We start from the raw sequence: 20,288 nt of genomic DNA on the forward strand, positions 1-20,288 counted from the left end.
AAAAGTAGAAAAATATTTCGCACTCACAAGCCTTTTCATACTTTATTTTTAATCTTTTTTTAACCTTTATCTTAACTCATTGATAACAAGAAGTTAATGTATGAAAGTTTTTTTGAAGTTTTTTTTAGCTTAACGAGTAAAGGCGGGATTATGATGCGTTACCAGCAGTAGTATATGCGTTACCATAACGTCCCTCCTATTTAAATTTGTTGTTCAGATTTAAAAATAATGTGCTTTTTATTGAATTTAGCGCTTTTTTGATGGTTCTATCCCTTAAACAGACGCAAAGATTTTTATTTATTTTATAGAATTACGGTTTTATATGGTGGAATTTTTCTTTCAAAGAGGTTTGTAGGGTGATTTGCCACTTATATCATCTGGTGAATTCTACTATTTTTATAAAAGAAGGTTTTTTTATTTTTCACATCTATTGGAAATTGACGTTGAATGTGAAAATTGGGGTTATTATTATCTTTATATAGATCTTGTATTGACGTTGATTTTTGAATTATTGAAAAATCGATGGAATTGGGATTTAATTGATGGAGTTTAAAAATTGGAATGTTTATACCTTATATATAGGTGTAACAATTCTGATGCTGAAATGAATTCAGCATGACAAGAATCGTTATACAGTTTATGAGGAGGGATTTTGGAATCTGCTCCTTATATATAGGTGTGCAAATTATTGAGATGCTAAAACGAGTTTAGCATTACAAATCTTATTCTTACGAATCTTGGAATATTTGATTCTTATATATAAGTATGAAATTATTGAGATGCTGAAACGAGTTCAGCATGACAAAGAATGAGAGAAAGACTATCTGTCAAGATTTAAAGGAGTTTGCTCCTTATATATAGGTCTAATAATTTAGATGCTGAAACGAGTTCAGCATGACAAGGATCATGAGAAAATTTGTGAGAAGGGATTATGGAATCTACTCCTTACATATAGGTGTAGAAAATTGAGATGCTGAAATGAATTCAGCATGACAAGATTGTTATTAAGAATTTAGGAATTTCGCTCCTTATGTATAGGTCTGAAATTGTTTAGATGCTGAAAAGAGTTCAACATGACAAAGAATCGTGAGAAAGATTGAGGAGAAGCCTGAGGAAGTTCTCTCCTTATATATAGGTATAAAAAATTGAGATACTGAAACGAGTTCAGCATGACAAAAATCGTGATGAAGTTTGTGAGAAGCGATTTTGGAATCTGCTCCTTATATATAGGTGTAGAATATTGAGATACTGAAAAGAGTTCAGCGTGACAAGATGGAGAGAAAGTTTGCTCCTTATATATATATATGTAAATTTATTTAGATGCTGAAACGAGTTCAGCATGACAAGATTATGAGAAAGATTGAGAGAAAGATTGAGATAAAGATTTAAAGAAGCTTGCTCCTTATATATAGGTGTGCAAATTATTGAGATGCTGAAACGAGTTCAGCATGACAAAGATTAAGCAACAATCTGATGAAGTTCTCTCCTTATCTTATATATAGGTGTAGAAAATTGAGATGCTGAAATGAGTTCAGCATGACAAATCTTATTCTTAAGAATCGAGGAACTTTGCTTCCTATGTATAAGCATAAATAATTAGATGCTGAAACGAGTTCAGCATGACAAGACTTAGACAAAAACTGAGAGAATTATCCACACAAAGATTGGAGGGATAGCAAATTGGAAAGCAATTCGTTTTTTATAGCCCCGATGGGAGTGGCATCCTTTTTAGAAACGCAACAGGTTTCTTAAAACCTGGTGGGTTTCTAAAAAGATAGAACGGACAGCGGGACGAATAGTCTTATGAAATGATAAACGTGTGCTTCTAATAAAATAAATTTTAACATTATACCGTATATATATTGTATTGATTTTATTAAAGCTTTATATTTGCACCTTATAAATTACAAAAATGATAAAAGTTACTTTACCTGACGGGTCGGTTAAGGAGATGGCTCAAGGAGTTTCTCCAATGGATGTTGCGAAAAGCATTAGTGAAGGATTTGCAAGAAACGTTATATCGGCTTCTTACAATGGCACCACTATTGAAACCACGACGGAATTGACGACGGACGGTACACTTATATTATATACCTTTAATGATGTGGCGGGTAAGAAAGCGTTTTGGCATTCTACTTCGCACGTTATGGCTCAGGTTTTAGAGGAAATGTTTCCAGGGATTAAATTGACTTTAGGCCCTGCAATTGACAACGGATTTTATTATGACGTTGACTTTGGCGATTTAAAAATCACAGATGCTGACTTTAAACAGATTGAAGATCGTATCTTAGCGGTTTCGAGAGAAAAGCATGAATTTAAAATGCGTTCGGTTTCAAAAGCGGAAGCATTAGAAGTATATAAAGACAATGAGTACAAAATAGAATTGATTTCGAATTTAGAAGACGGAACCATTACTTTTTGTGATCATGCTAATTTCTTTGATTTATGTCGTGGTGGACATATTCCAAACACGGGTATTATCAAAGCAATGAAAATTTTATCAGTTGCCGGTGCATACTGGAGAGGTGATGAGAAAAACAAACAGTTAACGCGTGTTTATGGAATTTCGTTTCCGAAGCAAAAAGACTTAACTGAATATTTAGAATTATTAGAAGAAGCAAAACGCAGAGACCACAGAAAGTTAGGTAAGGAATTGGATTTATTCCATTTCTCTCCAAAAGTAGGTCAAGGTTTACCATTATGGTTGCCAAAAGGTGCCGCTTTGCGCGATAGATTAGAGCAGTTTTTGAAAAAAGCACAAAAGAAAGCGGGTTATGAACAAGTGATCACACCACATATTGGTATGAAAGATTTGTATGTAACTTCTGGACATTATGCAAAATATGGTGCTGATAGTTTTCAGCCAATACATACGCCAAATGAAGGTGAAGAGTTTTTGTTAAAACCAATGAACTGTCCACATCACTGCGAGATTTATAATGCAAGACCGTGGTCGTACAAAGATTTACCAAAGCGTTATGCTGAATTTGGAACAGTTTATCGTTATGAGCAATCGGGTGAATTACACGGTTTAACTCGTGTGAGAGGATTTACTCAAGATGATGCACATATTTTTTGTACTGCTGATCAGCTGGATTCGGAATTTAAAAACGTTATTGATTTAGTATTATATGTTTTTGGTTCGTTAGGATTTGAAAACTTCACGGCACAGGTTTCTGTTCGTGATTTAGACAATCCAGATAAATATATTGGTGATGTTGCAAACTGGGAAAAAGCTGAAAATGCAATTATCAGTGCTGCAAAAGATAAAGGATTAAATTATGTGATTGAAACTGGCGAAGCTGCTTTCTATGGTCCGAAATTGGACTTTATGGTGAAAGATGCTTTAGGAAGAAGTTGGCAATTAGGAACGATTCAGGTAGATTACAATTTGCCAGAACGTTTTGAACTGACTTATAAAGGTGCTGATGACAAATTACATCGCCCGATTATGATTCACCGTGCTCCTTTTGGTTCGATGGAACGTTTTATTGCGATTTTATTAGAGCATACAGCAGGAAATTTCCCACTTTGGTTGATGCCAGAACAGGCTATAATCCTGTCTTTAAGTGAGAAATATGAAAATTATGCAAAAAAAGTTTTAGAATTGCTAGAAAATCACGAAATTCGCGCCGTAGTAGATAACAGAAATGAAACTATAGGTAGGAAAATTAGAGAAGCAGAAATGCAGAAATACCCGTATATGCTGATTGTAGGCGAGGAAGAAGAGAAAAACGGAACGATTTCTGTTAGAACACACGGACAAGAAGGAAAAGGGAATATGACGCTAACTATTGAAGATTTTGCTTCAATGATTAATGAAGAGATTAAAAAAACATTAAAAGACTTTTAAGTTTAACTAAAATTATAAGGCCATAGCAATTAGAAACAACAGAGGTTTTCAACCTCGTGAAGAGAAAAAAGCAGCTCACCGTATCAATAATTTGATTCGTGTTGCTGAAGTACGTTTAGTAGGCGAAAATATTGAGCCAGGAGTTTACAAAATAGCCGAAGCGCTTCGTTTTGCAGAAGAGCAAGAAGTTGATTTGGTTGAAATTTCTCCAAATGCTGAACCGCCCGTTTGTAAATTGATGGATTATGGTAAATTTTTGTATCAACAAAAGAAGAGAGATAAAGAATTAAAAGCTAAATCTACTCAAATTGTGGTGAAGGAAATTCGTTTTGGACCACAAACAGATGAGCATGATTATGAATTTAAGAAAAAGAATGCTTTAAAATTTTTACAAGAAGGTGCTAAATTAAAGGCGTTTGTATTCTTTAAAGGACGTTCTATTATCTATAAGGAACAAGGTCAAATCCTATTGTTACGTTTAGCTCAAGAATTGGAAGAGTTTGGAAAAGTTGAAGCTATGCCAGTTTTAGAAGGAAAACGTATGATTATGTACATTGCTCCTAAGAAAAAAGCAAAATAATTTAGTGTGTTTTTTAAACACATATAAATAAGATAAGAGTTGCAGTAAGTGCAACAGAAAATAAGTAAGTAAGATAGATTATAAATACAGGAAGAAAATGCCTAAAATGAAAACGAAATCTAGTGCTAAGAAACGATTCAAAGTTACTGGTTCTGGAAAGATCAAAAGAAAACACGCTTTTAAAAGTCATATTTTGACTAAAAAATCTAAAAAGCGTAAATTAGCTTTAACTCACTCTGCTTTAGTACATAAAACAGATGAGAGAAGCATTAAACAACAATTGAACTTAATTTAATCTGAAACTATCCCTCCCTAAAAGGATCGGATGAAAAAGAAAAAATATTTCAATGATTGTTTGGTTAAAACAATTTAGTAACCCTGGAGTGGGCTCAACTAAGTACGATTTACGAAGTGAAAAGCACGAAGTTTAAAAGTGTTGAAAAACCGCCTTACTACAAAAAACATTTAAAATTATGCCAAGAGCAACAAATTCAGTAGCTACAAAAGCTAGAAAAAAAAGAATATTAAAACAAGCCAAAGGTTTCTTTGGTAGACGTAAAAACGTTTGGACTGTAGCTAAAAACGCGGTAGAAAAAGCAATGTGCTATGCTTACCGTGATAGAAAACAAAATAAGAGAAACTTCCGTGCTTTATGGATTACGCGTATCAACGCTGGTGCAAGATTACATGGAATGAGTTACTCTCAATTTATGGGGAAAGTAAAAGCTAACAACATCGAATTGAACCGTAAAGTTCTTGCAGATTTAGCGATGAACCACCCTGCTGCTTTCACAGCTGTAGTAAACACAATTAAATAATTTACGTCTAACACAGTTTATCTTACTTATATATTAAACCCCGATTTATCGGGGTTTTTTATTGACTAAAAATATTTAACTTTGCACCATAAACACATCCTATTTTGAATACTACAAAAAGCACTAAAGGTTATCATCCTAAAAGCAAACACAACGGCAAATATGACTTTAAAGCCTTAATCAAAAGCAATCCCGATTTAAAACCTTTTGTGGGTCTTAATGAATTTGGCAGTGAAAGCATTGACTTTTCAGATCCAGAAGCTGTAAAGATGCTTAACAAAGCTCTTTTGTTACATTTCTACGGTTTAAAGAATTGGGACATTCCACAAGGATTCTTATGTCCTCCTATACCAGGAAGAGCTGAATATATCCATCAGGTAGCTGATGTTATAGAAGAAATGTATGGTACAATACAAACCAAACATAAAATTAATATTTTAGATATTGGTGTTGGTGCGAATTGTATCTATCCAATTATAGGAGTTTCTGAATATGATTGGAGATTTGTGGGTAGCGAAGCTGATAAAGAAGCTTTCGGAGCAGCAAAGACGAATGTCAACTGGAATCAGAAATTACGTGAAAATGTAGAGATACGTTTCCAAAGTTCTAAAAGAGCTATTTTCAAAAATATCATTAGAGCTGGTGAACGCTATGATGTAACAATTTGTAATCCACCTTTTCATAGTTCAAAGGAAGAGGCTGTACAAAGTTCTCTTCGTAAAATCAAAAACTTAGGTGCGGATGCTACTGAAAAACCAGTATTAAACTTTGGTGGTGTGAATACAGAATTATGGTGTGATGGCGGTGAATTATCTTTTATTAGCAATATGATTTATGAAAGTGTTCATTTTAAATTTCAGGTGAAATGGTTTTCTACTTTAGTTTCTAAAAAAGACAACTTAAAACCTTTGTTTGTGCACCTTAAAAAAGTAAAAGCAACCTATAAAATTGTTGAGATGCAACATGGCAATAAAGCAAGTAGAATATTATTCTGGAATTTTAAGGAAGAAAAATTAGAGTAAAAACATAATAAAAACAAGAAACCCGAAAGCAATACTTTCGGTTTTTTTGTTTTATGTAAATATTTCTAATTAAATACTTCTTCATTTTTACCATCAAAACTGGCAAAAACCATACTTGGATGCGAATCTTGATGAAAGATGTTTCCGTTCTTGTCTATTCCGATTGCACCAGCAAAACCATCATAAGGTTTTAATTCATTGAACGTTTTCTCAAAAGCTTTTTCAATGGAGAATCCGTCGGTAACTCGAGTTACAATTTTTGCAGCGGTTGCATTACTTACAATGTCTTCCCCTACTCCGGTTAAACTAACACCGCAAAACTCGTTAGCATAATTTCCTGCTACCGTTGCTGAATCAGAAATCCTCCCTGGAATTTCAAATCCCTTTCCGCCAGTTGAAGTTGCTACTGCGATCTTTCCGTCTTTATCTAAAGCTACACAACCAACAGTTCCAGTTCCAAATGAAGCTATTTTTTCTTCATATTCGCTTCTTCTTTGTGGAATTTCGGTCGAAAAAGGCTCAAATCCGTGATTTCTTGCGAAATTTGTTGCGCCACTTCCTCCTAAAATTCTGTCATCTTCGCTCATTAGAATTTGTGCGACTTGAATTGGATTTTTAACATCCTCAATATTGATAACGCCACTCATTTTTTGAGAAACGCCATCCATTAAAGAAGCACTCATTCTGATTTTTCCGTCAGATTGAATTTGGGAACCAACACCAGCATTAAATAATTCATTATCTTCTAATTGAGAAACCGCATAAACTACCGTTTCAAGAGCAGAATGATTTTGTAAATAGACATAAGAATCTTTGACAATTCTCAAAAGAGCATTCTGTTTTGCTATCTTAGTTTCTAAGCTCGTCGAAGATTCAGAAAAAAATCCACCGTGTATTATAATTTTAGGCATAATAAACTAATTTTCTACGTTTTGGGTATCCCTTATGCTCATTTTGCGAGTTTCTAAATCGTATTTATCGTATTTACTCATTACATGCGTCACTAGATGGTTAATAGAAATAGGTTTCCCTATCTCAATCTGGGTTAGATTAGTGTCTTTAATTTCTCTTCCATCTACTAAAATTACTAATCCAGAACCAATAGCCTCCATTTGACAGCCATTTGTTATTAATAATCCAGTATCCTCTCCAAGACCAATTCCCAAAACCTTAGGATTTCCTACAACTGCTTGAAACAAACGACCGATTCTTCCTCTTTTGACAAAATGCGTATCGATAATAACCCCGTCAATTAATCCTAAACCAGAGGTGATTTTAACTTCACCCTTTAATAAAGCTTCTGAACTACTTCCTTGATAAATCATATTATTGGAAGCTGCCGCAGCTCCTGCTGATGTTCCTGCATACATAAAATCGGAATTTCTATACTTATCTAGCATAATAGAATCAAACAAAGTACCACCTAAGATTGATGTTAAGCGCAATTGATCTCCTCCTGTAACCATTATTACATCAGCGGCTTTTAATCGCTCTAAAACTTCAGGATCACTTGCCTGTTCTCTTTTTTGTATATAAAGCACATCGGCATTATTTGCGCCTAAATGATTGAAAGCTTTTATGTATTCAGGTCCAATTACCTTTGGAATAATCGACGCCGTTGTTATAACCTCAATACGAGATAATTCTTTATGTTTAGATTCGTTGATAATTCTTTTTAAAATCCCAGCTTCAAAGAAGTTAAGATTCTTTGATGTATCTGTAGGAACGTTGGTTTCTGTAAAACTTCCTCTATCTACAGCTCCACCAATGATTATTAATTTTCCTTGTATTTTCATATCGTAAAAATAGCTATTTCTACATACTACACAAACCAAATCACAGGAAAGAAATATTATTTTGATCTTTTTTATCAAAAACAAAAGTGTTCTAAGTAATTTCTTATAAAATTAAAAACAAATAAATTATATTTTAGATTATTTAGCACAATATTGGTAGAATGTGCGTTATTTTTTTCTATTTTTAACAAAGCGATTATCCTTTTAAAAACTAATCCCATTTTGTATGAAAATATTAAAAATTCAAGCCTTAAGAGGTCCAAACATCTGGAGTATTCGACGAAAAAAATTAATTCAAATGCGTTTGGATTTAGAGGAAACAGAACAATTTCCTACTAATAAAATCGAAGGATTTAAGGAAAGAATAGAGGCTATGTTTCCATCAATGATTGAACATCGTTGTTCGGAAGGTTGTCGTGGTGGTTTTTTTATGCGTGTGGAACGTGGCACGTGGATGGGACACGTAATAGAACACATTGCCTTAGAAATACAGACACTAGCCGGAATGGAAACTGGTTTTGGGAGAACTAGAGAAACTAAAACTCCTGGAATATACAATGTTGTCTTTAGTTATACAGAGGAAAATGTAGGTTTGTTTGCTGCAGAAAGCGCTGTCGCAATAGCTGCGTCATTAATCGCTGGCACTGAATACGATGTTGAAGCAGATATTCAAAAAATGCGAGAAATTCGTGAACAAGTTCGTCTTGGTCCTTCTACCGGAAGTATTGTAGAAGAAGCAGTTTCAAGAGATATTCCATGGATTCGCCTAGGAAAAAACTCACTTGTTCAATTAGGTTATGGTGTCAATCAAATGCGCTTTCAAGCCACGATTACTTGTAAAACCAGCAACATTGCCGTAGATATTGCATGTAATAAAGAAGAAACGAAAAGACTTCTGCAATTGGCCTCAATACCAGTGGCAACTGGAGGAATTTGCGTTGAAGAAGAAGATTTACAAGCGATAATTGATAAAATAGGATATCCAATTGTTATTAAACCTTTAGATGGAAATCATGGTAAAGGCGCTTCAATCAATGTAAATGATTATGAAACTGCGAAAGCAGGATTAGCTTACGCGAAGACCTATAGTAAAAGAGTCATTGTAGAAAAATTCATAACTGGATACGATTTTCGTGTTTTAATTATTGATAATAAATTAGTAGCAGCTGCTAAAAGAGAACCTGCTCACGTAACTGGTGATGGAAAACAAAGCATTCAGCAGCTAATTGATGAAACCAATCTAGATCCAAAACGCGGTTACGGTCATGAAAACGTATTGACACAAATCGATGTAGATCGCGACACCGAAGATTTACTTGAAAAATATGGTTATTCATTAGACACAATTCCAAAGAGTGATGAGATAGTTTACTTGAAATCTACCGCTAATTTAAGTACGGGCGGAACTTCTGTAGATGTTACTGACATGATTCATCCCGAAAACATTTTCCTTTGCGAACGTATTGCACGCGTAATTGGATTAGATGTTTGCGGTGTGGATATTATGGCCAATAACTTAACCCAACCTTTAAAAGAAAATGGTGGTTGCGTTTTAGAAGTAAATGCAGCTCCAGGTTTTAGAATGCACTTAGCGCCTTCCGAAGGTTTGCCAAGAAATGTTGCCGCTCCTGTAATTGACATGCTATATCCGCTAGGAAAACCAAGTCGTATTCCGATTATTGCGGTTACAGGTACAAATGGAAAAACGACCACTACCCGATTAATTGCACATATTGTAAAAAATAATGGCTATAAAGTTGGGTTTACAACATCAGACGGAATTTACGTTCAAAACCATATGATGGAAAAAGGTGATACAACCGGACCTATTTCTGCCGAATACATTTTAAAAGATCCTACTGTTGAATTTGCAGTTTTAGAAACGGCTCGTGGTGGGATTTTACGCTCTGGATTAGGATTTAGTCAATGTGATATTGGAATTGTAACAAATATTCAAGAAGATCATTTAGGACTAAACGATATTGATACTTTAGATGATTTATCGCGTGTTAAAGCTACAGTTGTAAGAAGTATTAAGAAAGACGGTTGGGCAATTTTAAATGCTGAAGATGAATATTGCATGAAACTTGGTAAGGATTTAACTTGCAATGTTGCTTATTTTAGTCTGGATGAAGATGCACCAATTGTAAAACAGTTGGCAAAAGAAGGAAAAACTGTAGCTGTTTATGAAAATGGCTTTATCACGATTAAAAAGGGAGAATGGAAAATTCGCGTAGAGCGCGCCACAAATGTTCCTTTAACATTAGGTGGAAAAGCAAAATTTATGATAGCGAATGTTCTTGCTGGAACTTTAGCAGGATATTTATATGGTTTCAAAATTGAAGATATTAGTATTTCACTACAAACATTTATACCAAGTGCCGCTCAAACACCAGGTCGAATGAATATTTTTGAGTTTAAGAAATTCAAAGTTCTAATTGACTTTGCACATAATCCTTCCGGATACCGTGGTGTTGAAGATTATTTAAATTCTGTAGAAGCGACGAAGAAAATTGGAATTATTGCAGGTGTTGGTGACCGAAGAGATGAAGACATCAGAGAATGTGCACTAATTGCTGCTCGAATGTTTGATCACATTATAATTCGTCAAGAGAAGCACTTGCGTGGAAGAACTGAAGAAGAAATTAATTCACTTATCTTAGAAGGAATTAATGCAAGTGGTAAAAACGTAACACATGAAGTAATCACAAAAGAAGTTGAAGCTTTAAAACATGCCATGAATAGTGCCGAAGATGGGAGTTTTATCACCGCTTTAAGTGACGTGATAACGAATGCAATTGAAATTGTTCAAGAATATTTAGACAAAGAAAACGAAGAAGCTTAATCGCCACCTTTAAAATATAAATCCCAATTTCTGTAAAGGTTTTGGGATTTTTTATATTTTTATGAAATCAAAAAATAGAAATGGAAAAATTAAATCATTTAATTGCCGAATTAGAATCAAAAATAGCAAACTATGACACTGTAAATCTAGAAGCTTCAACTGGAAGTGTGGGTTGGCATATTGAACATAGCTTAAAAACTATTGATCAAATTGTTACTGCCTGTAAAACTTCGAATCCTTCAGAATACAAGTGGAAATTCAATTTTAAACGCTTTTTGATTGTAGATCTTTTAAATAAAATTCCAAGAGGAAAAGTAAAAGCACCTAAATTAGTTCGACCAGAAGGTGAAATTTCGAAAGAATCATTAGAACTAAGTCTGAAGAACCTCAAACACAATTTAGCTAATTGGAATCAATTAGACAAAAACGCCTATTTTCAACATCCATTTTTTGATGATTTAAACAAAAAAGCAACAGAGAATTTTTTACTGCTTCATACGAACCATCATTTTAAAATTATAAATGATATTCTGAAAAGCTAATTAGGTTTTCAATTTTTTCTTTCTCGCCGCTGGGAATAAAACATTGTTCAAAATTAAACGATAACCTGGAGAATTTGGGTGTAAATCTAAAACAGTAGGCGCATCTCCTACTCTATGTTGGTAATCTTCGGGATCATGACCTCCATAAAAAGTGAACATTCCTTTTCCTTTTGTACCGTGAATGTAACGCGCTTCGCCGTTAATTTTACATTCACCCATGACTAAAACGTTTGATTTTATTTTATCTGGAGCAAAAGCAGTAGTTTGTCCCATAAAACCTTTTACTAATTGCGTATGATTTTGGCAAAGCATTGTAGGAATTGGATCCCATTTTGCAGAATATTCCATTAAAGAGAAATAGTCTTTATCCATAGTAAAGCTTCCTTTGCCATGTTCTTCCGTTGTATCTATATTTGAGAACTCATAAACTACAGGAGAGCGTTCTAATTTGTAATCTTTAAAAGCAAAAGTATTCGCATAATCAATTCGCGCTTGATAATTAGCATCGGAATCATCACCATCAAACATCGGTTCACAAATATCGACACCATCGGCAGAAAGCGCAATATCAAAACTGTCTGTTGCAGAACACATTGCAAACATAAAGCCACCACCAATTACAAAATCTCTAATTTTTTTTGCAACTGCAAGCTTTTCTTCTGATACTTTTTTAAATCCTAATTTCTTCGCAAGTGCTTCTGAATCCGCTTTTTGTTGAATATACCAAGGTGTATTTCTATAATTACCAAAGAATTTACCATACTGTCCAGTAAAATCTTCATGATGTAAATGCAACCAATCGTACATTATTAATTGATCGGATAAAACTTCTTCATCATATATAGCGGTGTACGGAATTTCTGCATAAGTCAACACTAATGTTACAGCATCATCCCATGGTTGTTTTCCTTTAGGGGTATAAACTGCAATTTTGGGTGCTTTTTCCAAGACAACAGTTTCCATATTTTGCGATGGCGCACTAATTTCTTCTAAAATAGAGTTAGTCGAAGCATCAGAAAGCACCTCAAAAGTTACCCCTCTAATTTGACATTCTTTTCTAATTTCTGCTGCATCTGGTAATAAAAAAGAACCTCCACGATAATTTAGTAACCAGCTTGCTTTATAATTATTCTCTAAAGCCCAAAAAGTAATCCCGTATGCTTTCAAATGATTTTGCTGGGTTTCGGACTCCATCGGAATTAATATAAAAGCCGCTTTAGTTGTAAAAGAAACTAGTAAAATAAAGATAAACACGAAGTAGTTACATTTTGCTTTCATTCTTTAAAATAAATATTTGGTCTAATTTATAACATTTTTACTACTTATGATTAGTAGAATTGTTAAAATGGTACCCCCGTAAAAATACCTGGTTGACTACGCAGAAATACTTGAATTAAAAATCAGGTGTTTATACCCTTACACAAGATTAATTTTTGAAATACATTTACAGTAATCAATAAGATAAAAAATGAGTACATCTAAAAACAATTCTTCGATATTAAATTCAAAAGAAATGAAAGCATTAAAAAAAGTTGGATATGTGGTTCTTATTATGACAATCCTGGTATATTTTGTTTTAGTATTCCAATTTTGCAAAAGTCATTAAAAACTGATCTTAAATAATTGTAGCCTCATCAAGCTTTACAATTTTGTTTTGTATAGCAAATATGACTAAACCTGCTACATTCTTAGACTGCGTTTTTGATAATAAGTTATTTCTATGTCCATCTACAGTTCTGGCACTTAAACACAGTTTGTCTGCGATTTCAGTAGAACTGTATTGTTTGCAAATTAATTCCAAAACTTCTTTTTCTCTAAGAGTTAGAAAATCGTCATCTAAGACCGTTTTAGAATTACCACTAGATAAAATATCCTGATGGATCACTTCCATTACGCTATCGCTATAATAAAATCCCTTGCTCGCAACCTCATTAATGGTTTTTATCATGTCTTGCGGCGATGCACTTTTTACTAAATATGAAGCCGCTCCCACATTAATCATATTTGCAATAAACGATTTAGTGTTGTAACTTGTTAAGGCAATAATTCGAATTTGAGGAAAATCCTTATGAATTATTTTTGTTGCTTCAACTCCATTAACTGCAGGCATTTTTAAATCCATCAAAATAATGTCAGGCAAATTTTCTTTGCTAGTGACATTTAATTGATCAATTAATTCCTTTCCGTCTGAAGCTTCAAACAGAATTTCGATATTTTTTTCTCTATTCAATAAAAAATAAATTCCTTTCCGGAATAACTCTTCATCATCAGCTAAAAATATTTTTATTATTGCACTCATTTATTTAAAATTAAAAATAACTTTCACACCTTCATTAGGAGTTGAATCAATAGAATAAGCTCCTCCTATAAAGCTAATTCTACTTTCAATATTTCGCATACCTAATCCTTTATGATTAGAAGTTTTATCTACATCAAACCCTTTTCCATTATCTTTATAGATACAAACCTTTTCGTCATCTAAATTAGTAAATTGAATTGAAACTTCTGTGGCTTTACCGTGTTTAATTGAATTGTTTAGTAATTCTTGTAGAATTCTAAAAATATGCAAATGCTTTTGAAACTTTGCTTTATCAAAAACTAGCTCGTTTTTCAAAACTACTTTTACTTTTTTGGTACTATTATATTCTTCAACAAGTTCTTCAATTCCAGCATTAAAGCCAAATTTTTCTAAAACAGGTGGTAACAAATTATGTGCAATTCGTCTAGAATTCTCTAAAGCATTTTGGGTGTAATTTATAATATTGCTTGTTATTTCATTAGTTTCTTCGACCGTTAAATTTGGCGTCCGAAGCAGGTGCGTGTTTATTGAAACTACATTAAGTTTAGAACTGATATCGTCATGTAAATCTTGCGCTATACGTTGTCTTTCCTCTTCTTGTGTAACAATCACTGATTCTAATAGTTCTTTTTGATGCTCTATTTCAAGCATTTTTTTATCCACTTCAATTTGAACTATTTTTTTTCTAGAAAAGTAAAAAAATAGCACTAAGATTAAAAACATGGAAGCAAATGCTAGTAGTATAAAAAATACTGCATTAATTATCTGTGTATTTTCTAATTCAATTATACTAGTCATTTTTATTAAAATAAATTAATTTCCATTGGTAAAAGAACAATCCAAACTTAGCATACTGAAGTAAAATATTAACCTGAATTAATCGTGACAAAAAACTGTCATATTTCAGAACAGTAGCTAATTCATAGAGCAAAAAAATGGCAGTACTTGTAAATAGGTAAAATAACAAGCCTAAATTGGCATAATAAAATTCCTTTCGCTGTCCTAAATTATTATATAAATGCATTGTTGCATAAATAATAATAGGAATTGTTGCAAAATACATTTCCAATAAGCTATGTTTAAGAAACAGTTCTGGATTGAAAATGTACCGTGACAACAGAAAAATCGGAATTACAATTAAAAGTATGTAAACCGTTAATAATTGTTTTTTGGTTTGTAAAAGTGTCGCGTAAAAGTAGCTTAACATTACAAACTGAAACAGATCATAAAAATGGTGCATGAAAATATTATAAATGCGAAACCATCTCCAAAGATTTGAAGCCAAAAAGTCCATTAACAAAACGCCCGTTATGTAAAAAGTAAAAATTCTATACGTTTTTCCTTGTTTTAGAAAACCTATAAAATACAACAAACACAGTAACGCTGATGTTATATGTAAGTACTTAGCTTCGAACAAAATTAAAGCTTAAAAAAAGGACTTGAAGGATCGCACTTTGTTGGACAAGGTTCGGTAGCATCGTAGATTAAATGCGTTTCGTCTACTAAATCTTTTCCATCTGAATTTACACCAACAAAAAATAATTTCTGCGTTTTATTTTCATCAATTCCCATATAAGCTCTAACGCTTACAACATCAGCTGTCTGTATTAAAGTCTTTAACGATTCGACTGGAATCAAATGACCTTTTGCCAATTCTTTTGGCGGATTGTTTCTCCATGTAATTGCCCATTTTTTGGCTTGATCAAGTGTAATTGTAAATTTAGACATTGTGTGTTTTTATATTTAATTACTTAAAAGTATTAAAAAAATTCATTTAACAAAAAAAAACAGACCAAAAGGTCTGTTTTATCGATGAAGACATTAAAAAGGAACATCTGAATCGTCATCAAACGAGTTCATCGTACTTCCAAATGCTTCGTTTGCTGTTGGTAAATTCGGTGTAATAAAGGGATTTACGTTATCGTCTAAATTCATTTTGGATGGTAATTCATCAAAAGGTGAACTAAAATCATCTAAATTTTCGAACTTTCCTAAGTTTCCTACGAATTTCAATCGGACATTATCTAATCCACCATTACGGTGTTTTGCAACGATGAATTCGGCTTGACCTTGTGTTGGCGAATGTTCTTCGTCATCCCATTCGTCAATTTTATAATATTCTGGACGGTAAATAAACGATACAATATCGGCATCCTGCTCAATTGCACCCGATTCACGTAGGTCAGAAAGTAAAGGTCTTTTACTTGCACCACGTGTTTCAACTGCACGAGATAATTGAGAAAGTGCAATAACTGGAATATTTAATTCCTTTGCCAATGCCTTTAAATTTCGAGAAATACTTGAAATTTCTTGCTCACGATTTCCGCCTCCTTTTCCATTTCCTCCGGCTGTCATTAACTGCAAATAATCCACAACAATTAACTTAATTCCGTATTGAGAGGAAAGTCTTCGCGCTTTAGCACGTAAATCAAAAATAGATAAAGATGGCGTATCGTCAATATACAACGGAGCTTTTTCTAAATCTTTTACTTTAATGGTCAATTGCTCCCATTCGTGTTTTTCTAGTTTTCCAGTTCTTAATTTCTCGGACGAAAGTCCAGTTTCTGAAGAAATCAAACGTGTAATTAACTGAACAGAAGACATCTCTAAGGAGAAAAAAGCAACGGGTTTTCCAAAATCAATAGCCATATTTCGTGCCATTGACAATACGAAAGCTGTTTTTCCCATACCAGGACGTGCTGCAATAATAATTAAATCAGAAGGTTGCCATCCCGAAGTTAATTTGTCTAAAGCATGAAATCCTGTTGCAACACCACTTAAACCTTCTTTACCAGCAATTTCTTCAATTCTTTTTCTCGCTTGAATTACTAAACTTTGCGCAGTTTCAGAACTACGTTTAATATTTCCTTGCGTAACTTCATATAATTTTGATTCTGCTTTGTCTAATAAATCGAAAACGTCAGTAGCATCATCATAAGATTCCTCAATAATTTCGCTTGAAATTTTAATCAAACTTCTTTGAATAAATTTCTGTAAAATAATACGTGAATGAAATTCAATATGTGCAGAAGAAGAGATCTTTTGGGTCAACTGAATTAAGTAAAAATCACCTCCAGAAATATCTAGTTTACCGTTTTTCTTTAACTGCGCGGAAACGGTTAATAAGTCAATCGGTTGTGTTTCGTTAAACAGCTCAATAATAGCCTCAAAGATGTTTTTATGAGCGTCTTTATAAAAGGCATCTGGTTGTAAAATATCAATTACCTCATCGACTCCTTTTTTGTCAATCATCATGGCACCTAGCACCGCTTCTTCTAAATCTAAGGCTTGAGGAGGTAATTTTCCTTTTTCTAAATTAATAATAGTAGTTTTATCTACTTTTATCGGGTTCATATTTCTGATATTTTCCATAGTGCTAAGGTAGCAAAATTTTGTGTGTTTAATTTTTAAGTTCTTACCGCGGGGTGTTAATAACTATAAAAAAATTGTTAATAACCCATAAAAAAATCCGAAACGTAAAGGTCTCGGATTCAATATTATATTTAAAATAAACGTTATTCTTTGAATTCGCCCATTTTACTATACTTATCCATTCTTCTTGTAACTAATTCTTTTGTTGATAAAACTTTTAGTTCATTAAAAGCATTTAAAACATACTCTTCAACTGCTTTAAAAGTTGTTGCTTTATCATAATGTGCTCCACCAAGTGGTTCCGGAATAATATCATCAATTAACTTCTGTTTTTTCATATCAAAGGAAGTTAATTTTAAAGCTTCAGCTGCTTGCTCTTTATACTCCCAACTTCTCCATAAAATAGAAGAGCAAGATTCTGGAGAAATAACAGAATACCAAGTGTTTTCCAACATATATACTCTATCTCCTACTCCAATTCCTAATGCACCTCCTGAAGCTCCTTCTCCAATAATTACAGAAATAATAGGTGTTTTTAAACGAGTCATTTCAAAAATATTTCTTGCAATAGCTTCTCCTTGACCTCTTTCTTCTGCCTCTAAACCAGGATAAGCTCCCGGCGTGTCAATTAATGTTAAAACAGGAATATTAAATTTCTCTGCCATTTTCATTAAACGTAGGGCTTTTCTATAACCTTCAGGATTAGGCATTCCGAAATTTCTGAACTGACGCATTTTAGTATTTACACCTTTTTGCTGTCCTATGATCATAAAAGATTGACCGTCAATTTGACCAAGTCCACCAACCATTGCTTTGTCATCTTTGAAATTTCTGTCTCCAAAAAGTTCTAAGAAATTTCCTTTTGTTAGATTCGTAATATATTCTAACGTATAAGGACGGCTTGGGTGTCTAGATAGTTGAACACGTTGCCAAGCTGTAAGGTTTTTATATATTTTTTTCTTAGTTTCCTCTAATTTCTTCTCAATTTGTTTGCAGGTGTTTGATACATCTACATCCGATTCTTGACCAATAATCTCGCATTTATCTAATTGATCTTCAAGCTCCTTAATTGGTAATTCAAAATCTAAATATTCCATAGTCGGTTTATTTGGGTTTGTGTTTGTTACTACAAAGATAAAATTTTCCTTGGATATTGTAACCTTATCTTAACATTGTTACTCTTTTTTTACGGCTTTTCATTATTCCGTTAGCAATTACAGTGGCTAATATGATTAAAGCGCCTAAATAAAACATAGGTGACATTTTTTCATTTTCCGGAAAAATTAAAAGCACTAAAAATATTCCGTAAATGGGTTCTAAGTTAATCGTTAGCATTACTGTAAATGGACTCAAAAACTTCATCACTTTTATAGAAGCTGAAAAAGCATAGGCCGTGCAAACTGAAGATAATATTAGTAACCAAAGTAAATCGTTTAATGAAAGTGCAAAGAAAGCTGGCGTGAAATTACCGGCAAAAAACAAATAGATACTTATAAAAATAACCCCACTACTTAATTCATATATGGAAATAACATTTGGGTTGTATTCCTTAGCATATTTTCCGTTGATCACAGAAAAAAGTGCTGATAAAAAGGCTGAAGTAACGGCTAAATAAATTCCAGCTGTGTATTGTGTTTCCACTTTAAATATGATGCCAAGTCCAAAGATTACAATTAATCCAAAAAGGACTTCATACCAAATGACCTTTCTTTTGTAAAAAATAGGCTCTAAAATAGAAGCAAAAAAAGCTCCTGTTGACAAACAAGCTAGTGTAATAGATACGTTTGAGACCTTAATCGCTTGATAAAATGTAAGCCAGTGCAAAGCAATAATAATTCCGGAAATAATAAACCCTGCTAAAATATGAAGAGGCACTTTTATTCTTTCTCTAGTAATTAAAATTACCGCTACCATTATTACTGCAGCGAAAAACATACGGTACCAGACCAAGTCTAATGCTTCTAGCGAAACTAATTTCCCTAGAACAGCTGTAAATCCCCAGATAAATACAATTATATGAAGATGAAAGTAACTTTTTAAATTATCGTTTTGCATTGCGTAGTAAAAAATAAGCTAATATTCCAAAAACAACATTAGGCAACCAAACCGCTAAAAATGGCGGGATACTTGATTTTTCTGCTAATGTTCCAAATACTTTATCAAAGAAGATAAAGATAAAGGCTATGACAATTCCAATGGCTAAATTGACTCCCATTCCTCCTCTACGTTTCATAGAAGAAACTGCCACAGCAATAATAGTCAAAATAAAAGCAGCAACTGGCAAACTAAACTTTTTGTGGAAAACCACTAAATAGGTATTAATGTTTGCATTTCCTCGCGCTCTTTCTTTATTAATAAAAGCGTTCAGTTGACCAATGGTCATTGTTTCTGCCACATAAACAACTGGCGTAAGATCATCTGGTTCGAAGTTGTACTTGACGACAATTTTTTCTAAGTTGCTGAGCTGATCATCAACTTGACCAACAATTCTCTTGTTGTAATTGAATAAAGTATATTTCTTCGTTTCCTGATCGTATTTAATTCTGTTAGCGGTTACTTTTTCAATCAAAACATTGTCGTTAAAACGCTCATAAGTAAAGTTAAAACCAGTTTGAGAAAGATAATTGAAATTACTTACATATATATTTTCTTCGATTAAACCTTCTTTTTTAATCTGTCTAAAAATATCAGAAGTTTCTCTAGTCTGTGAATTTCCTTTTAGATTCTTATACCTAAAATCATTGAATCCTTTGCTTGCTTTTGGCACTAAAAAGAATCCCATCATTAAAGCAAAAAAGGAAATTATAACTGCACCATAAATAAAAGGTCGTAAAAACCTTGTAAATGAAATTCCGGAACTTAAAATAGCGATAATTTCAGTATTGTTAGCTAATTTCGAGGTGAACCAAATAATGGATAAAAATAAAAATACAGGAAAAAGTAAGTTTGCAAAATAGATTGTAAAATCGCCATAGTAAACTAAAATCTCTAGCAACGGGATTTTATTTTCTATCATCTTATTTACTTTTTCAGAAACGTCAATTGTAATTCCGATAGGAATAAACATAATCAACATCACGAAAAAAGTACCTAAGTATCTCTTTAATATGTATTTATCTATTATTTTCATACTTCAAATTTAGAAGTTGGAAGTTAGAAGT

The 20,288-nt window shown here is 33.0% G+C and carries 18 protein-coding genes; 7 read left to right on the plus strand and 11 right to left on the minus strand.

Going from position 1 to position 20,288, the window contains the following annotated elements; translation table 11 throughout:
* The first annotated feature begins 1,912 nt into the window (after positions 1–1,912).
* The 5 genes from thrS to rlmF all read left to right on the plus strand — a co-directional run bounded on the left by thrS (position 1,913) and on the right by rlmF (position 6,273).
* The gene (gene thrS / locus ACFSX9_RS03945; protein WP_379804689.1) at positions 1,913–3,853 is read left to right on the plus strand and encodes a threonine--tRNA ligase; all 1,941 of its coding nucleotides are present in this window, start codon (positions 1,913–1,915) and stop codon (positions 3,851–3,853) included.
* A 28-nt stretch (positions 3,854–3,881) separates the two neighbouring features.
* A complete protein-coding gene (gene infC, locus ACFSX9_RS03950) occupies positions 3,882–4,433 on the plus strand; it encodes a translation initiation factor IF-3 (protein ID WP_379805385.1) in 552 nt (183 codons plus the stop codon).
* A gap of 97 nt (positions 4,434–4,530) precedes the next feature.
* Complete coding sequence (rpmI, locus tag ACFSX9_RS03955) at positions 4,531–4,728, plus strand: 50S ribosomal protein L35 (protein WP_133610709.1); 198 nt, start codon at positions 4,531–4,533, stop codon at positions 4,726–4,728.
* 178 nt (positions 4,729–4,906) lie between these two features.
* A complete protein-coding gene (gene rplT / locus ACFSX9_RS03960; RefSeq protein WP_379804692.1) occupies positions 4,907–5,251 on the plus strand; it encodes a 50S ribosomal protein L20 in 345 nt (114 codons plus the stop codon).
* Positions 5,252–5,355: 104 nt separating this feature from the next.
* Entirely contained in the window at positions 5,356–6,273 is a 918-nt protein-coding gene (gene rlmF / locus ACFSX9_RS03965) for a 23S rRNA (adenine(1618)-N(6))-methyltransferase RlmF (RefSeq protein WP_379804694.1), read from the plus strand.
* 65 nt (positions 6,274–6,338) lie between these two features.
* Here the strand turns inward: rlmF and ACFSX9_RS03970 are convergent, their stop codons facing one another.
* Together ACFSX9_RS03970 and ACFSX9_RS03975 are read right to left on the minus strand one after the other, a co-directional pair.
* The gene (locus ACFSX9_RS03970) at positions 6,339–7,184 is read right to left on the minus strand and encodes an isoaspartyl peptidase/L-asparaginase (protein WP_379804696.1); all 846 of its coding nucleotides are present in this window, start codon (positions 7,182–7,184) and stop codon (positions 6,339–6,341) included.
* Between the two features lie 6 nt (positions 7,185–7,190).
* On the minus strand, positions 7,191–8,069 hold the full coding sequence (locus ACFSX9_RS03975; protein WP_379804698.1) for a cyanophycinase: 879 nt from the start codon (positions 8,067–8,069) through the stop codon (positions 7,191–7,193).
* A 226-nt stretch (positions 8,070–8,295) separates the two neighbouring features.
* Between ACFSX9_RS03975 and cphA the strand changes: the two genes are divergently transcribed.
* Together cphA and ACFSX9_RS03985 are read left to right on the plus strand one after the other, a co-directional pair.
* A complete protein-coding gene (gene cphA, locus ACFSX9_RS03980; protein ID WP_379804700.1) occupies positions 8,296–10,914 on the plus strand; it encodes a cyanophycin synthetase in 2,619 nt (872 codons plus the stop codon).
* Between the two features lie 80 nt (positions 10,915–10,994).
* The gene (locus tag ACFSX9_RS03985; RefSeq protein WP_379804703.1) at positions 10,995–11,456 is read left to right on the plus strand and encodes a DUF1569 domain-containing protein; all 462 of its coding nucleotides are present in this window, start codon (positions 10,995–10,997) and stop codon (positions 11,454–11,456) included.
* On the opposite strand, the gene ACFSX9_RS03990 is transcribed toward ACFSX9_RS03985, so the two are convergent.
* From ACFSX9_RS03990 to ACFSX9_RS04030, 9 genes are all read right to left on the minus strand, one after another.
* On the minus strand, positions 11,457–12,734 hold the full coding sequence (locus tag ACFSX9_RS03990) for an asparagine synthetase B (protein WP_379804706.1): 1,278 nt from the start codon (positions 12,732–12,734) through the stop codon (positions 11,457–11,459).
* Between the two features lie 337 nt (positions 12,735–13,071).
* Positions 13,072–13,755 carry a response regulator gene (locus ACFSX9_RS03995; protein WP_379804708.1) on the minus strand — a complete coding sequence of 228 codons (684 nt, stop codon included), beginning with the start codon at positions 13,753–13,755 and terminating at the stop codon, positions 13,072–13,074.
* Complete coding sequence (locus ACFSX9_RS04000; RefSeq protein WP_379804710.1) at positions 13,756–14,553, minus strand: sensor histidine kinase; 798 nt, start codon at positions 14,551–14,553, stop codon at positions 13,756–13,758.
* Positions 14,546–14,824 carry a hypothetical protein gene (locus ACFSX9_RS04005; RefSeq protein WP_379804713.1) on the minus strand — a complete coding sequence of 93 codons (279 nt, stop codon included), beginning with the start codon at positions 14,822–14,824 and terminating at the stop codon, positions 14,546–14,548. The genes ACFSX9_RS04000 and ACFSX9_RS04005 overlap by 8 nt, the downstream gene beginning before the upstream one ends.
* A gap of 350 nt (positions 14,825–15,174) precedes the next feature.
* A complete protein-coding gene (locus tag ACFSX9_RS04010) occupies positions 15,175–15,483 on the minus strand; it encodes a hypothetical protein (protein WP_379804716.1) in 309 nt (102 codons plus the stop codon).
* A gap of 93 nt (positions 15,484–15,576) precedes the next feature.
* Positions 15,577–17,127, minus strand: a complete 1,551-nt coding sequence (dnaB, locus tag ACFSX9_RS04015; protein WP_379804718.1) for a replicative DNA helicase — start codon at positions 17,125–17,127, stop codon at positions 15,577–15,579.
* Positions 17,128–17,270: 143 nt separating this feature from the next.
* Positions 17,271–18,224, minus strand: a complete 954-nt coding sequence (locus ACFSX9_RS04020; RefSeq protein WP_379804721.1) for an acetyl-CoA carboxylase carboxyltransferase subunit alpha — start codon at positions 18,222–18,224, stop codon at positions 17,271–17,273.
* Positions 18,225–18,288: 64 nt separating this feature from the next.
* Complete coding sequence (locus ACFSX9_RS04025) at positions 18,289–19,182, minus strand: DMT family transporter (RefSeq protein WP_379804724.1); 894 nt, start codon at positions 19,180–19,182, stop codon at positions 18,289–18,291.
* On the minus strand, positions 19,169–20,257 hold the full coding sequence (locus tag ACFSX9_RS04030; protein WP_379804727.1) for an LptF/LptG family permease: 1,089 nt from the start codon (positions 20,255–20,257) through the stop codon (positions 19,169–19,171). The genes ACFSX9_RS04025 and ACFSX9_RS04030 overlap by 14 nt, the downstream gene beginning before the upstream one ends.
* Positions 20,258–20,288 lie beyond the last annotated feature (31 nt).

Source organism: Flavobacterium ardleyense, from assembly GCF_042686085.1.
GTDB lineage: Bacteria > Bacteroidota > Bacteroidia > Flavobacteriales > Flavobacteriaceae > Flavobacterium > Flavobacterium ardleyense.